This window comes from Segatella bryantii, assembly GCF_022024215.1.
Classification (GTDB): domain Bacteria; phylum Bacteroidota; class Bacteroidia; order Bacteroidales; family Bacteroidaceae; genus Prevotella; species Prevotella bryantii.
Genome location: NZ_CP091798.1, coordinates 1007351 through 1022500 on the forward strand (window position 1 = coordinate 1007351; position 15150 = coordinate 1022500).

General features: G+C 38.3%; 13 protein-coding genes, 2 tRNA genes, 1 rRNA gene and 1 riboswitch (1 of these 17 running past the window's edge). Of the genes, 14 read left to right on the forward strand and 2 right to left on the reverse strand.

Annotated elements, in window-relative coordinates:
- Positions 1-75: 75 nt before the first annotated feature.
- The 10 genes from L6471_RS08205 (at position 76) to L6471_RS08250 (ending at position 8773) form a co-directional block, all read left to right on the forward strand.
- A complete protein-coding gene (locus L6471_RS08205) occupies positions 76-609 on the forward strand; it encodes an outer membrane beta-barrel protein (protein WP_237797671.1) in 534 nt (177 codons plus the stop codon).
- A 417-nt stretch (positions 610-1026) separates the two neighbouring features.
- Complete coding sequence (locus tag L6471_RS08210; RefSeq protein WP_006283252.1) at positions 1027-2526, forward strand: 2-isopropylmalate synthase; 1500 nt, start codon at positions 1027-1029, stop codon at positions 2524-2526.
- 17 nt (positions 2527-2543) lie between these two features.
- Positions 2544-3938, forward strand: a complete 1395-nt coding sequence (gene leuC, locus L6471_RS08215) for a 3-isopropylmalate dehydratase large subunit (RefSeq protein WP_027453737.1) — start codon at positions 2544-2546, stop codon at positions 3936-3938.
- Positions 3939-3970: 32 nt separating this feature from the next.
- Positions 3971-4561 (forward strand): 3-isopropylmalate dehydratase small subunit, encoded by a 591-nt coding sequence (leuD, locus tag L6471_RS08220; protein WP_006283250.1) that lies wholly within the window; start codon positions 3971-3973, stop codon positions 4559-4561.
- Positions 4540-6114 (forward strand): alpha-isopropylmalate synthase regulatory domain-containing protein, encoded by a 1575-nt coding sequence (locus tag L6471_RS08225; protein ID WP_006283249.1) that lies wholly within the window; start codon positions 4540-4542, stop codon positions 6112-6114. The genes leuD and L6471_RS08225 overlap by 22 nt, the downstream gene beginning before the upstream one ends.
- Before the next feature lie 32 nt (positions 6115-6146).
- Positions 6147-7208 (forward strand): 3-isopropylmalate dehydrogenase, encoded by a 1062-nt coding sequence (leuB, locus tag L6471_RS08230; protein WP_006283248.1) that lies wholly within the window; start codon positions 6147-6149, stop codon positions 7206-7208.
- Positions 7209-7321: 113 nt separating this feature from the next.
- Positions 7322-8053: a tetratricopeptide repeat protein gene (locus L6471_RS08235; protein WP_094449000.1), complete on the forward strand. Its 732-nt coding sequence runs from the start codon at positions 7322-7324 to the stop codon at positions 8051-8053.
- A 63-nt stretch (positions 8054-8116) separates the two neighbouring features.
- Positions 8117-8190, forward strand: a tRNA-Arg gene (locus L6471_RS08240).
- Between the two features lie 30 nt (positions 8191-8220).
- Positions 8221-8294, forward strand: a tRNA-Arg gene (locus tag L6471_RS08245).
- Positions 8295-8569: 275 nt separating this feature from the next.
- A complete protein-coding gene (locus L6471_RS08250) occupies positions 8570-8773 on the forward strand; it encodes a hypothetical protein (protein ID WP_006283246.1) in 204 nt (67 codons plus the stop codon).
- 242 nt (positions 8774-9015) lie between these two features.
- Positions 9016-9112: riboswitch (purine riboswitch) on the forward strand.
- 310 nt (positions 9113-9422) lie between these two features.
- On the opposite strand, the gene L6471_RS08255 is transcribed toward L6471_RS08250, so the two are convergent.
- The gene (locus L6471_RS08255) at positions 9423-10259 is read right to left on the reverse strand and encodes a hypothetical protein (RefSeq protein WP_237797672.1); all 837 of its coding nucleotides are present in this window, start codon (positions 10257-10259) and stop codon (positions 9423-9425) included.
- Positions 10260-10413: 154 nt separating this feature from the next.
- Here L6471_RS08255 and L6471_RS08260 point away from each other — a divergent pair, with 154 nt between their 5' ends.
- The 3 genes from L6471_RS08260 (at position 10414) to L6471_RS08270 (ending at position 12586) form a co-directional block, all read left to right on the forward strand.
- Positions 10414-11094 (forward strand): peptidylprolyl isomerase, encoded by a 681-nt coding sequence (locus tag L6471_RS08260; RefSeq protein ID WP_006283245.1) that lies wholly within the window; start codon positions 10414-10416, stop codon positions 11092-11094.
- A 172-nt stretch (positions 11095-11266) separates the two neighbouring features.
- Positions 11267-11536 (forward strand): hypothetical protein, encoded by a 270-nt coding sequence (locus L6471_RS08265; RefSeq protein WP_006283244.1) that lies wholly within the window; start codon positions 11267-11269, stop codon positions 11534-11536.
- A gap of 24 nt (positions 11537-11560) precedes the next feature.
- Complete coding sequence (locus L6471_RS08270) at positions 11561-12586, forward strand: PrsW family intramembrane metalloprotease (RefSeq protein WP_173652183.1); 1026 nt, start codon at positions 11561-11563, stop codon at positions 12584-12586.
- Positions 12587-13248: 662 nt separating this feature from the next.
- On the opposite strand, the gene L6471_RS14260 is transcribed toward L6471_RS08270, so the two are convergent.
- Entirely contained in the window at positions 13249-13461 is a 213-nt protein-coding gene (locus tag L6471_RS14260) for a leucine-rich repeat protein (protein ID WP_404830166.1), read from the reverse strand.
- 514 nt (positions 13462-13975) lie between these two features.
- On the opposite strand from L6471_RS14260, the gene L6471_RS08280 reads away from it, so the two are divergent.
- Positions 13976-15150: ribosomal RNA gene (locus L6471_RS08280) — 16S ribosomal RNA — on the forward strand (it continues 355 nt past the right edge of the window).

Below are 15150 nucleotides of genomic sequence, written 5' to 3' on the forward strand. Positions count from 1 at the left end.
TTGCAAATTGTTCTTTTTTTTATACTTTTGCAAGTCAGAATTATTTCAAGTTTATTAATATAAATAGATTCAAGTATGAAATTTTTTTGGGGTAAAGTTTTGGTAGCTCTTTGTTTAACAAGTTTGGGAGTTCTGAATGCAAATGCTCAGCGTGGTAAAGGATGGTATGTACAGTTTGGCGGCGGAATAGATGTTGTTACCAATGGTGATAGCGAAACTATGGGTGCTTTGGAAGTTAGTGGAGGCTATTACATAAATAAGCTGATAGGACTTGGTGTAGATTTGAATATTGCACCAGCTACAGGTACGCGTTCTTCTTTAGGAAATTTCTCATCTAAGATACGTTTTCGTCCGATGGCTTACAAGAGTTCTCGTATATTTGAAGTTGAGCCATTTGCTGGTCTTGGTTATGGTTGGTCTAAGTATTCACCATATAGTAATTCTGCAGTGACAGGTAAGCTTGGTTGTGATTTACTTTTCAACTGTAATCCTAAGCATACGGTGCAAATCGGTGTAACTCCAGAATTTGTAGATTACCTTTGGACAGAATTTGGATTTAATGATTTACAGGTCTTTAATTTGATGGCAAAAGTGAAGGTTAATTTCTAAACATCAAATATTTTTTTATAAGTAAATTAGATTCGCCATTAAGGGGTAACTCTTAATGGCGAATTTTGTATTTACATACTGCTATTTTGTTTTATATATGAATATATTACATGATATTAACGGCTTTATAAAAGAAATAATGCGAAACTGAAAGGAAATATAGCAAAAAAGTTATAATTTGTTTGTTTGTATCAATTTAATTCATTACCTTTGCATTCGAAATTTAAAATTGACCGAAAAATGGCAAAAAATCAGATTCTACTAAGTATTATTATTCGAATTCGACTACAACGAGTGGCCGGAAGTGAAGATTTGTGCTTGTAGCTCTGATGTAAGAAATACAAAAGCCTTTCACACTTCCGATTGCGGGTGCGAGAGGCTTTTTTAATTTGAACTTAATAAAAACATTATATTATTATGAGTGACAGATTATACATTTTTGACACAACACTTCGTGATGGCGAGCAGGTTCCTGGTTGTCAGCTGAATACAGTAGAGAAAATTCAGGTGGCTAAACAGTTGGAATTGCTAGGTGTCGATGTTATCGAAGCTGGTTTCCCAATTTCTTCTCCAGGTGATTTTAATTCTGTGGTTGAAATATCTAAGGCTGTAACGTGGCCTACAATCTGTGCACTGACACGTGCGGTAGAGAAGGATATCGACTGTGCTGCTGAAGCTCTAAAATATGCTAAGCATAAACGTATACATACCGGTATTGGTACCAGCGATTCTCATATTAAATATAAGTTCAACTCCAATCGTGAAGAAATTATAGAGCGTGCTGTTGCTGCTGTCAAGTATGCAAAAAAGTATGTTGAGGATGTTGAGTTTTATGCTGAAGATGCTGGTCGTACAGATAATGAGTATTTGGCTCGCGTTGTTGAGGCTGTTATTAAGGCTGGTGCCACTGTGGTGAATATCCCAGATACTACAGGTTATTGTATGCCTGATGAATATGGTGCTAAAATTAAGTATTTGATGGAGCATGTAGATGGAGTGGATAAAGCTCGTTTGTCTACTCACTGTCACAATGACTTAGGTATGGCTACTGCCAATACTTTACAAGGTGTTCTAAATGGTGCCCGTCAGGTTGAGGTTACTATTAATGGTATAGGTGAGCGTGCTGGTAACACTTCACTCGAAGAAGTTGCGATGATTCTTAAATGCCATAAACATATCGGAATAGATACTAATATTAATACAACCAAAATCGTACCTACCAGTCGTATGGTGTCTAGCTTGATGAATATGCCAGTTCAGCCTAATAAGGCTATTGTTGGCCGTAATGCTTTTGCTCATTCTTCGGGTATTCATCAGGATGGCGTGCTTAAAAATGTTCAGACCTATGAGATTATGGATCCTAAAGATGTGGGTCTTGATGATAACGCTATTGTACTTACAGCTCGAAGTGGTCGGGCCGCTTTAAAATACCGTTTAGAAGTTAATGGTATAACAGTCAACGATGATGCTAAGCTTGATAAGTTATATAAGCAATTCCTTCTTTTGGCAGATAAGAAGAAAGAGGTAACTGATGATGATGTGCTGATGCTTGCAGGTGCAGACAATGCTTCTGTGCATGCTTTGTCTCTTGATTATCTACAGGTTACTACGGGTAAAGGCGTTCGCAGTGTTGCCAGCATAGGCTTGGATATCTCTGGTGAAAAGTTTGAAGCAGCTGCTACCGGAAACGGTCCTGTAGATGCTGCTATACGTGCGCTGAAGAAAATCATCACAAAGCGCATGACACTGAAGGAGTTTACAATTCAAGCTATTGATAAAGGAAGTGATGATGTTGGTAAGGTGCACATGCAGGTAGAATACGATGGTCATGTATATTATGGCTTTGGTGCAGACACAGATATCGTAACGGCTTCAGTAGAGGCTTATATCGATTGTATTAATAAATTTAAGAAATAATAAATACAAGATTATATATGAATACTTTATTTGACAAGATTTGGGACAAACATGTAGTTCAGATCGTAGAAGACGGTCCGACACAACTTTATATTGATCGCTTGTATTGTCACGAGGTGACTTCACCACAGGCTTTTGCAGGTATGCGTGAGCGAGGACTTAAAATATTTCGCCCTGATCAAATTTTCTGTATGCCTGACCATAATATTCCTACACATGATCAAGACAAACCTATCGAGGATCCTATTGGTAAACGACAGGTAGATACACTCGACAAAAACTGTGCAGAATTTGGTGTAACTGAGTTCAAAATGAATTCAAAGGACAATGGTATAATACATGTCGTTGGTCCAGAGAAAGGCTTGTCTTTGCCTGGTATGACGATTGTTTGTGGTGACTCTCATACTTCTACTCATGGTGCGATGGGCGCAGTTGCTTTTGGTATAGGAACCTCTGAAGTAGAGATGGTTATGGCATCACAGTGTATCCTGCAGTCTAAGCCAAAGAGTATGCGAATTAATATCAATGGTAAACTTAAAAAAGGTGTAACAGCTAAGGATGTAGCACTTTATCTCATGGCTCAGATATCTACTTCAGGCGCTACTGGCTATTTCGTAGAATATGCTGGTGATGTGGTCAAGGATATGTCTATGGAAGGCCGCTTGACTTTATGTAATCTGAGTATTGAGATGGGGGCTCGTGGTGGCTTTGTTGCTCCTGATGAGACAACCTTTGAATATATCAAGGGTAGAGAATATGCTCCTAAGGGAGAAGAGTGGGATAAGGCTGTAGAAGAATGGAAGAAACTGAAGAGTGGTGATGATGCAGTATTCGATCGTGAACTTAACTATGATGCTGCAGACATTGAACCACGTGTTACATATGGTACAAATCCTGGTATGGGTATTGGTATCAATGATACTATCCCTACACTCGATGAAATCGATGCAGAGGGGCAGGCTTCTTTCAAAAAGAGTTTGAATTACATGGGTTTTAAACCTGGTGAGAAAATTTTAGGCCATAAGATAGATTATGTATTCCTTGGTGCTTGTACGAATGGACGTATTGAGGATTTCCGTGCCTTTGCTTCAATTGTAAAAGGACATCAGAAGGCTGAAGGCGTGACAGCTTGGTTGGTTCCTGGTTCATGGTTGGTTGATAAGCAGATTCGTGAAGAAGGAATTGATAAAATTGTTGAAGCTGCAGGTTTTGAAATTCGTCAGCCAGGGTGCTCTGCATGTCTTGCTATGAATGATGATAAAATACCGGCGGGCAAGTATTCTGTAAGTACTTCAAATCGTAATTTCGAAGGTCGTCAGGGACCAGGTAGTCGTACTATTTTGGCTAGTCCATTGGTCGCTGCCGCTTCTGCTATTACAGGTAAGTTGACAGACCCTCGTGAGTTCATGTAATTCTATCTTTTCACATTCAAATGCACATCAAAATGAAACAGAAATTTAACGTAATAACATCAAGTTGTATTCCACTTCCTCTGGAAAATGTAGATACAGACCAGATTATACCTGCTCGTTTTCTAAAGGCGATTGATAAAAAGGGTATGGGTGAAAATCTTTTTCGTGACTGGCGATACAATGCTGATGGTTCTCCAAAGGCTGATTTCGTGATGAATGACCCTTCTTACAGTGGTGTTATCTTAGTGGCTGGTAAAAATTTTGGTTCAGGTTCTTCTCGTGAACATGCAGCATGGGCTATCGCAGGTGCAGGCTTCCGTGTCGTAATTAGTTCCTTCTTTGCAGATATTCATAAGAATAATGAGTTGAATAACTTGGTGTTACCTGTAGTGGTAAGTGAAAATTTCTTGAAAGAGCTTTTCGATACTATTGATGGTAATCATCAAGCTCAGGTGAAAGTTGACCTGCCTAATCAGACTGTCACGAATCTGACAACAGGTCACAGTGAACAGTTTGAAATCAATGGTTACAAGAAGCACTGCCTCGAAAATGGACTGGACGATGTAGACTTCCTGGTCCAAAATAGAGATAAGGTCGAAGCATGGGAGTTAGCAAACAAATAGAAATACTCGATTCAACCCTTCGTGATGGCGAACAGACCAATGGTGTCTCTTTCTTGCCTCACGAAAAGTTGATGATTGCGCGTCAGTTACTCTCTGAAGTCAAAGTCGATCGTATTGAGGTGGCTTCGGCGAGAGTATCTGAAAGTGAAAAAGATGCTGTTAGCATGATCTGTAATTATGCCAAAAGCATCGACCGTTTGGAAAGTGTAGAGGTTCTCGGCTTTGTGGATGGAATGAAGTCTGTGGACTGGATTAATGAGTGTGGTGGTAAAGTTATCAATCTGCTGGCTAAAGGTTCGCTTAAACACTGCTCACAGCAGTTGCGTAAAACTCCTCGTGAACATATCTTAGATATCAAGGAGGTTATCAGTTATGCTCATAGAAAGGATATGAAGGTTAACTTATATCTCGAAGACTGGTCGCAGGGGATGATTAATAGTCCTGAATTTGTCTATCAAATGATGGATGGCTTGAAAGATGAAGGTATTGTACGTTTCTTGTTGCCTGATACTTTGGGTATCTTGAATCCTTTGAATGCCTATAAATTCCTTCATGATATGGTTAGCCGTTATCCTGGTGTACGTTTTGATTTTCATGCGCATAATGACTATGATATGGCTGTCGGTGATTCTTTAGCAGCTTTAGAAGCGGGTTGTACTGGTCTACATGTTACCGTGAATGGTTTGGGAGAACGGTGTGGTAACGCTCCTTTGTCGTCTGTTCATGTAATGATTAAAGACCAAATGGGCTATAAAGATAATATTGATGAAACCGCTTTGGTTGATGCTAGTCATTTGGTGGCGGGCTATAGTGGCATTGCTGTTGCTCCTAATACACCTGTCGTAGGTGATTATGTCTTTACACAGGTTGCAGGGGTACATGCTGATGGCGATAATAAAGGAAATCTTTACGCTAATGCTTTGGTTCCAGAAAGATTTGGTCGCCATCGTGAATATGCATTAGGAAAGAATTCTGGTAAAGCCAATATTATTAAAAACTTGGCTGATTTCGGTTTAGAACTGACTAAAGAACAGACTAAGGCTGTTGCTAAACGCATAACAGAACTTGGGGCTCGTAAACAACTGGTTACTCCTGATGACTTACCATATATTGTTAGTGATGTTCTTAAACATAATGCACCAGAAGATAAAGTGAAGCTGGTAAGTTACATGGTTTCAACTAGTTATGGCTTAAAGCCTATAGCCAGTCTGAAGGTAAGTATTAATGGTGAAGAGTATGAAGAGGATGCCACTGGTGATGGACAGTATGATGCCTTTGTTAAAGCACTTCGTTCTATTTACAAACATAAGTTGCATCGCACATTTCCTGCACTTGACAATTATGCTGTAAGTATTCCACCAGGTGGGCGTACTGATGCTTTGGTACAGACTGTAATAACCTGGCGTGAAGGTGATAAAATTTGGAGAACACGAGGATTGGATGCTGATCAGACTGAGGCTGCTATCAAAGCAACACTCAAAATGCTTAATATGGTAGAAAACAACGAAAGTACAATAAACAATCCTTCTCCAAGAAATTTGAATTTGGAATAAACATTGTATTAGTACATCATAAAATATTAATTATGGATTTAAAAATTGCGGTATTGGCCGGTGATGGTATCGGACCAGAAATTATGAAACAAGGTGTAGCTGTTATGGATGCCATCGCAGCAAAATTTGGTCATAACTTTATATATAAGGAAGCTATCTGTGGCGCACATGCTATTGATGAGGTTGGTGATCCATTTCCTGAAGAAACATTCAAAACTTGTATGGAGGCAGATGCTGTTCTTTTTGCTGCTGTAGGTGATCCTCGCTTTGATAACGATCCTACTGCAAAAGTTCGTCCTGAGCAAGGACTTCTAGCTATGCGTAAAAAGCTTGGACTGTTTGCCAATGTACGTCCTGTTGCAACTTTCGACACATTGCTTCATATGAGTCCATTGAAGGATGAACTACTTAAGGGCGCAGATTTTGTCGTTATCCGTGAGTTAACTGGAGGTATGTATTTTGGCGAGAAGTATCAGGATAATGATAAGGCTTATGATACTGATATTTATTATCGACCAGAAATAGAGCGTATTCTTAAGGTAGCTTTCGATTTTGCAATGAAGCGCAATAAGCACCTTACTGTTGTTGATAAGGCGAATGTCTTGGCTTCTTCTCGTTTATGGCGTCAGATTGCGAAAGAAATGGAGCCGCAGTATCCTGAAGTTAACGTAGATTATATGTTTATTGATAACGCTTCTATGCGTGTGTTAACTGAACCAACATTCTTCGATGTTATCGTTACAGAAAATACTTTTGGTGATATCCTTACAGATGAGACAAGTTGTATCACTGGAAGTATGGGACTTCAGCCTTCTTCATCTTTGGGTGAACATACTCCTTTATTTGAACCTGTTCATGGCTCATGGCCACAGGCTACCGGAAAGAACCTTGCAAACCCTGTAGCTCAGATTTTAAGTGCTGCTATGTTGCTCGAGCATTTTGGTCTGAAAGAGGAGGGGGCTTTAATCCGTCAGGCTGTTGATGCGTCTCTTAATGAGAATGTGCGTACACCAGAAATTCAGGTAGAAGGTGGCGCAAAGTATGGTACTATTGAAGTAGGTCAGTGGATCACTAATTATATAAAGAATGCTTAATTTCTTAATATAAATGATAACAAAGCGGAGCGGAGACTATTTCGTTCCGCTTTTTTTGTACCTTTGCAGTCTACGAACACTATGGTGTAGAGTCTAATAGTAAATGGTATAATATGAAAAAGTTTCTCCTCTTATATTTGCTAAGTGTTATGGGCGGTCTGAAAGGCATGGCTCAAATGAGTTCTTTTAACCAGCGAATACAAAACCAAACGGTACAACCTTATCGTAATCCACTTCGTGATAGTTTGGCAGCTGCAACAGAGGCTTTAGCTTATCACCCTGATAGTATAGATCTCAGGTTGAAGAAGTCTTCATGGAATATACAACTGGAGCAGTGGGAATATGCTAAGGATGATTTAGATAAAGTACTTTATATTGATCCTACTAATATTGCGGGACTCTTTTACCGTGCTTTTGTGAATGATAAGATGATGCGATATAATTTTGCACGTTTGGATTATCAGAATTTGTTAACTTTGGTTCCTGGTAATTTTGAAGCTCAGCTTGGGTTGGCACTTCTTAATCAAAAAGATAAGCACTATACAGAAGCTTATGATCAGATTAATATGCTGATAGAAGCTAATCCTGACAGTGCTGTGGCTTTTGCAGCAAGAGCTGGTATGGAAAAAGAGCGGAATATGCTTGAAACTGCCGCTTATGATTATCAAAGAGCATATGAACTTGATACGATGAATATTGATTATCTTACTAATTTGCTCGATTTGAATTTATTACTGCGTAGAAAGAAGGAATCTCGAGAATGTCTGGAAGCCCTTATGTATAAGGGAGTTAGACCAAGTGCTTTAAAAGAATTCGGAATTCGATTAAAAAAAATCAAAAAATAATAGCTAAAATATTTGGTGGTTTCAAAAAATAGTGCTACCTTTGCACTCGCAATTCAGAAATATGGCTTCGTAGCTCAACTGAATAGAGCATCTGACTACGGATCAGAAGGTTCCGGGTTTGAATCCCAGCGAAGTCACTTTTCTTTGATTTGCAAATTCTATGGTTTGGCTTCGTAGCTCAACTGAATAGAGCATCTGACTACGGATCAGAAGGTTCCGGGTTTGAATCCCAGCGAAGTCACAGATTAAAGAGAAAAACAAGTTTTGTTTTTCTCTTTTTTTTTGTTCTCCCAGCATGGGCATATTCTAACGAGCGCAAGTTTCTAAGCCGCCCTAATAACGGGAAGGTCTTATGGGGAACTAATTCCCATGCTCCTGCCTAATTATCTATATTTTTATAGTTAAATGATGTTAAACTCAAAAAAATACTTATTTGAATATTTGGATGTTTTAAAAAAAAATGTATCTTTGCAAATGAAGTTAATCTTATAGTTGAATTTTATTTTTTACTGAAGTATGAAAAAATTATTTTTAATTGCAATGGTAGGATTGTCACTAGCATTAATAATTGTTGAAATCAATTTTGTCATTAATGATTTTTTGATAGATAATCTTGATAATTCAATTGGGAATATTTTTGGAATGATAGTTGGATTTTGTGGCTTATTTGCATCTTATAAAGATGCAACATGGAAGGCTCGTAATTGGGAAGATGATTAATATAGATTTTCTGTATTAAGCGGGCTACAATAATTTTTATATTATTGCGAAATTCAATTTTTTGTTCATACTTTATCTAATATATGATTGCAGGATTGCTTGTGATAGTGGATTGCTCGAAATAATGGGTAAATCTCATGGAATTTGCTTTGTAATTGGGAATTAATTATATATTTAAAGGGAAATGGATGTTTTTTTTGTAAAAAACATCCATTTTATTTTGGTAGTTACAATAATATTTGTACCTTTGTTGTCCCAAAAGTTATATATACCTGTAATTGGTCAGGCGTTTCTACAAACTACCGTAAATAGTGACTTATAGCTTTGTTGATTGAAGGATTAACTAATTTACGGATAGTGAGCATTATATAACTAATATACTTTATGTCCGAAATTTTAATCTGCTCGCGAGATGGTTTAACCATTTGGTGAGTTTTAAACATGCATACTTTTAAAGATTCACATATATAATCTTGGAAAAATAATATTTGACTTAACTCGTCGTCGGCGGACGACCCACATTTTTAATATTTTGTACGATGAAAAAAAACAGACCGATGAGCTTGAGGGATTAATTGCTCATCGGTTTTTTTGTATCGATTAAAGTATCTTTAGATAAGATTTATTTTGAAGAAAAAAGTGGGAGGATTTATCCTTCCACTTTGATACGCCAACGCTCATTACCGTGTTTAATAACAGCGTTTGGTATGCCCTCAAGTAGCAAGGCAAGTTTTCCTTCACTTGCTGTTTCTCCCACTTTGGCCATTTTATCTTTTTTGTTTCTGATAGATAGTGTATGGCTGTCAGATTGGATATATAGATATATTTTCTTGTCGTTGTTAAAAGAAATGAGAAAACGGTCGTCGTGTTCGTTTCCTTTAAAACTATAGGTGTATGTCATTACATCTTCGAAACTGAGTTCCAGATTGCCTGTTACAGCTTTGCCTTCACCGTCACGAATAGTCAAACCGATGTTTGGAACTTCTATGTGCATGGTGAAAGCTTTCCCGTTAGTTGGGTTAAATGTTATTTCGATAGGGTCTCCAATTACAACCTGTTCGTGAGTAATCAAAAAGCCTTCATCAGTTTTTTGTGCAGCAGGTATTTCTATATTACCATCATCATAATTCACGGTGAAAAGTGTACCATTAGCATCCTGTTTGATTACTTGTACAAGTTCGTCTGCAGGAGTACCTAAATTGTATATTTTTACAGGTATAGGTTCCTCTTGACCATCACCTAAGGCTTGAGCTTCAACGCATCCGTACATGATATCATCTTCCCAATCTTCAGAACCATACTGACGGAAAACAACCGTACTCATGCGAACAGGTTTGCGTGTACCATCTTCGCGACAAAGAAAAAATTGAGCATGGTCTTCGTCGAAAATAGGTTCTTGTACAAATTGGTTATAACATTCTTCCGTACATTCTACCTCAGTCCAAACTCCTGCTGTAAATTCAGCGTTATCCATGTTGTCTGTCATATTACCTTAATGTATTTATCATTAATTTTGGTTTCTAGTCCAATTATATTCTAAAAGGTTTGCAAAGATACTAATTTAATCTGATATGTCGAAATTTTTATTATCTTTGTCATTGGATTTTTAGTAAAGAAAACAAATATAATTTAAATAGTGTATGAAAAAATTTATTTTGGCTTTAGGCTTGTTGTTGGTGCAATTATCTGTTTACTCACAGTCTGTGAAGCGTACCGAGGTGCTGCTTCAAACCAGTATGGGTAATGTACGAATTCAGTTGTATAATGAAACTCCGAAACATCGCGATAATTTTCTTAAGATAGTAAATAGTAAACAGATGGATGGTATGTTATTTCATCGTGTTGTTAAAGATTTTATGATTCAGACTGGCGATCCTGATAGTAGAAAGGCTAAGCCGGGGCAAGTATTAGGAAATCATCAGATTGGAAAGGATTTTCCTGCAGAAATAATATATCCGCAGTTCTTTCATAAGCGTGGAGCTTTAGCAGCAGCTCGCCAACCTGACAACGAAAATCCAGACAAAAAATCATCTGGATCTCAATTTTATATTGTTTGGGGTAAGAAGTTTTCAGAGCATCAGCTTAACTTTTATCAGTCAGTTATAGATACTGTTACAAACTTTAAGGTGAAGTTTACACCAGAAATTAGAAAAGTGTATCAAGAAGTGGGAGGTACGCCTTTTTTGGATGGACAGTATACTGTTTTTGGTGAAGTGACAGAAGGGTTAGAGGTTATCGATAGGATACAACAAGTTGAGGTAGATGCTTGGTCTCGTCCAAAAGAAGATGTAAAAATCATTAAGGCTTATGTTGTAAAATAGAATTGCGACATATTGGCAGTAGATCTGAATTTTTCATAATTATAGGTAATATACCTTGCAAATCTAATGAATTGATAAGAGATTTTAAAGTTATCCAAACTTAATGGCATATTCCTTGTTTGTTATAATTTATGATGTATATTCGTCATGTAAAATATAATAATAAGAGTTTATGGAAAAAAGATTTAAAAATATCAAAGAATTTGTGCATAATGTAGAAGATATGCTTAGTTATTACATTAATAATCTAAACTTATTTCCAAGTAATGCAAAATTGCTTGTTCAACCTGAAATTGGTGTTAGTGTTATTGATGATCCTGCTCAAAGTATAGGTTGTGATCATTATAATCTCCGAGATTTTTTAAAAAGAAGTATCAATGGTGGAATGATTCCAAATGTTTTGGCCATAGAAAGTATGGCTTTGCGATACTATTCTAAGTAATGTGTTAAATAGCATACATGTACTATGATAATAGTAACGAGAAATTCACGTGATTATGGACCCTATGAGGAAGTGGTGGTGGCGCATTATGTAGAAGAAGGTAAACTTCTGATGCATGATAAAGCTCGTGATGCATGGACAGGTGAAGAGGGGACAATAGAATTATTTCTAAATCGTGCTGGTATAAATCCTCGAATTAAGAATAGTGGTACTATTGGTCAGCAGTTATCTTATATAGGAAGAAAATTTATTTTTCCTCACAAAGAGATGACCGAGAAAGGATTTAAAGATGACAAACGGTTGATGATATTGGCTATTGTTGGTCTCTCTTTATCAGTAATAATGCTTTTGCCGATAGAAGGGTATTTCGTCTTTTATGCGGTATCACTTTATTTTGCAACAATCTGGGGCATTTTCTTTTATTATTTTTTCAAGACAAGGCAGGTGAGTGTTAAGACTACTATTGGTGTTTTCTTTTTGACTCAGTTAGCAGTGTTCTTAATTTTTTCAGGTCTTAATAGTCTTAATTTCTTTTATTCGTTTACTCATGTTGGCTTCCCTATAAATATTATCGGATATATATTAGGTGTAGGTGTGACTGAGGAATTGGCGAAAATGGTTCCATTATTATATTTGGAGAAAAAAGCAAAAGAACCTATTTTGCCACAGACATTAGTTTATTATGGCTTGATGGCTGGTATTGCTTTTGGTGTATTTGAAGGTGTGCAGTATCAAACTCAAGTAAATATACAGGCAGATTATACTTCAGCTTTTGTTTTGAATATAGCTCGGTTGACTTCTCTTCCATTTCTACATGCGATATGGGCTGGTATCTCTGGATATTTTATTTCCCTGGCAAATTTATATCCACGATTTCGTAAATCGATGTATACTTTAGCCTTGGCTATTCCTGCTACCTTGCACGGTTTGTATGATTCTTTTGCAGGTCTTAGCTATCTAGTCTCAATGTTGATAGCTTTTGGTAGCGTGCTTCTCTTGATGACATATTTAAGAAAGAGTTCAAGTTTGCAAGAAAGATTGAGGGCTTGATAGGTTACATAGTTTTCCCTGCTAAATACTTTTTTCTTTTAACTTTGAATTATCTGTTACTCCTCATTGCTTGTTAAGGAAGCTATGAGGAGTATTTTTTTGTGGTTTGTCGTTAGTGTTGACTTCATTTTTTGAATGGACTGTTTGTGGTGATGAGTATTTTTTGAGTCTGTTCTGTTTATGTTGCGTTTTGTTTTTATCTGATTTAAAAATTCTGAATCCTGTCACGACTATAAGTATCGTGCGTTTGTTGATTTTTCCTGCTTGTAATGGTTGGGCTGTCAAATAATTTATCAAAAAACAGCGTTTTCAAAAATCGTCATCTAGCTCAAAATATTCAACTTTTGATCAGCCTGTTTGGACTTTTTTCTTCCCCTTGATTCTCTCTCCCGCCAAAACCCCAGCTCCTGGGGGTCGAAACCTAAGACTTTGTTCGCTAAACTCTATGACCTTATCGCATCAACCCTAAGCTTTCGACCCCTAGGAGCTGGGGTTTTGGCGCCCACTTCTTGAACCGAAGAAACGTTAAATGTGTAACGTGTTGATATTCAGATAGATATGAAAATTCTTCAAAATTCACGTATTTGAGGCATTCTTACATCGCAATTTCAAATACGCAAATCTCATGAGGGTTCTTGTCCGTAAATTTCAAATCGGTTCTTTTATTGTACATGTCGTAGAATGGTAAAAGTAGGCTGATACTGTAAAATATGTCGGGAGGTGTAGTAAGCGGTGTCAACCAGCTTCGTCATGTTATTGCCGATTGTGGCGGAAGTCGGGCCATAGCAATCAGAGAAAGACAGTCTGCCAATACTCGTCATGTTATTGCCGATTGTGGCGGATGTAAGGCAAGAGCAATCAATGAATGCATGCATAACTGCCAATACTCGTATAATTTGTGGGAGTAGGGGAGTCCTATAATTAATCTTCCTTCTTTAAATCTAAAACTATTCTTATTTTTCTTTAGTCCTTATATATTATTTAATCTTTAATTCTTTATTCTTATATTATATATTATAATGTGTACGTCCACGGGAGCAAGCTTTTATTGTCAAAGAACGCGCAAAATCTTAGTTTTTTGCAATTTTTTCTTGAAAACATTTGGAGGTTATGGATATTTTGTATACCTTTGCACTCGCTTTCGAACAAACGGAAGCAGCCAAATAACGTTGGTTACGAGGCTTAAAAGAAAGAGTTCTTTGAAAAGATTACATAGACAGAGAAGTAGTACAAGAAGCGTCCACATATTATAAATATGTGTGAATGGGTAACAAAAACGAACCGTCAAGTTTAGTTTTTGTCCAGGCTTTAAACCGACTTCAATAAAAGGATAAGCGTCCTTGAAACAGAGACAAATCATCTATTCAATTAGATATTCAAAGATATTTTACAATGGAGAGTTTGATCCTGGCTCAGGATGAACGCTAGCTACAGGCTTAACACATGCAAGTCGAGGGGTAACATGAAGAAAGCTTGCTTTCTTTGATGACGACCGGCGCACGGGTGAGTATCGCGTATCCAACCTGCCCATAAGTAGGGAATAGCCTTGCGAAAGTAAGATTAATGCCCTATGGTTTCCGTCAAAGACATCTGAGATGGAATAAAGATTTATCGCTTATGGATGGGGATGCGTCTGATTAGGTAGTAGGCGGGGTAACGGCCCACCTAGCCGACGATCAGTAGGGGTTCTGAGAGGAAGGTCCCCCACATTGGAACTGAGACACGGTCCAAACTCCTACGGGAGGCAGCAGTGAGGAATATTGGTCAATGGACGGAAGTCTGAACCAGCCAAGTAGCGTGCAGGAAGACGGCCCTATGGGTTGTAAACTGCTTTTTTAGGGGAATAAAGTTAGCCACGTGTGGTTATTTGCATGTACCCTACGAATAAGGACCGGCTAATTCCGTGCCAGCAGCCGCGGTAATACGGAAGGTCCGGGCGTTATCCGGATTTATTGGGTTTAAAGGGAGCGCAGGCCGTTTGGTAAGCGTGTTGTGAAATGTCCGGGCTCAACCTGGGCACTGCAGCGCGAACTGTCAGACTTGAGTGCACAGGAAGCGGGCGGAATTCGTGGTGTAGCGGTGAAATGCTTAGATATCACGAAGAACTCCAATTGCGAAGGCAGCTCGCTGTAGTGTTACTGACGCTAAAGCTCGAAAGTGCGGGTATCGAACAGGATTAGATACCCTGGTAGTCCGCACGGTAAACGATGGATGCCCGCTGTTTGCCCTTCGGGGTGAGTGGCTAAGCGAAAGCGTTAAGCATCCCACCTGGGGAGTACGCCGGCAACGGTGAAACTCAAAGGAATTGACGGGGGCCCGCACAAGCGGAGGAACATGTGGTTTAATTCGATGATACGCGAGGAACCTTACCCGGGCTTGAATTGCAGATGCCGGATCTAGAGATAGAGACTTCCTTCGGGACATCTGTGAAGGTGCTGCATGGTTGTCGTCAGCTCGTGCCGTGAGGTGTCGGCTTAAGTGCCATAACGAGCGCAACCCTTCTCTTCAGTTGCCATCAGGTTAAGCTGGGCACTCTGGAGACACTGCCACCGTAAGGTGTGAGG

Bases quoted from the DNA above. Each gene is read 5' to 3' on its own strand.
- L6471_RS08205 (WP_237797671.1), top strand. From the start codon at position 76: ATGAAATTTTTTTGGGGTAAAGTTTTGGTAGCTCTTTGTTTAACAAGT.
- L6471_RS08210 (WP_006283252.1), top strand. From the start codon at position 1,027: ATGAGTGACAGATTATACATTTTTGACACAACACTTCGTGATGGCGAG.
- leuC (WP_027453737.1), top strand. From the start codon at position 2,544: ATGAATACTTTATTTGACAAGATTTGGGACAAACATGTAGTTCAGATC.
- leuD (WP_006283250.1), top strand. From the start codon at position 3,971: ATGAAACAGAAATTTAACGTAATAACATCAAGTTGTATTCCACTTCCT.
- L6471_RS08225 (WP_006283249.1), top strand. From the start codon at position 4,540: ATGGGAGTTAGCAAACAAATAGAAATACTCGATTCAACCCTTCGTGAT.
- leuB (WP_006283248.1), top strand. From the start codon at position 6,147: ATGGATTTAAAAATTGCGGTATTGGCCGGTGATGGTATCGGACCAGAA.
- L6471_RS08235 (WP_094449000.1), top strand. From the start codon at position 7,322: ATGAAAAAGTTTCTCCTCTTATATTTGCTAAGTGTTATGGGCGGTCTG.
- L6471_RS08250 (WP_006283246.1), top strand. From the start codon at position 8,570: ATGAAAAAATTATTTTTAATTGCAATGGTAGGATTGTCACTAGCATTA.
- L6471_RS08255 (WP_237797672.1), bottom strand. From the start codon at position 10,259: ATGACAGACAACATGGATAACGCTGAATTTACAGCAGGAGTTTGGACT.
- L6471_RS08260 (WP_006283245.1), top strand. From the start codon at position 10,414: ATGAAAAAATTTATTTTGGCTTTAGGCTTGTTGTTGGTGCAATTATCT.
- L6471_RS08265 (WP_006283244.1), top strand. From the start codon at position 11,267: ATGGAAAAAAGATTTAAAAATATCAAAGAATTTGTGCATAATGTAGAA.
- L6471_RS08270 (WP_173652183.1), top strand. From the start codon at position 11,561: ATGATAATAGTAACGAGAAATTCACGTGATTATGGACCCTATGAGGAA.
- L6471_RS14260 (WP_404830166.1), bottom strand. From the start codon at position 13,461: ATGCATGCATTCATTGATTGCTCTTGCCTTACATCCGCCACAATCGGC.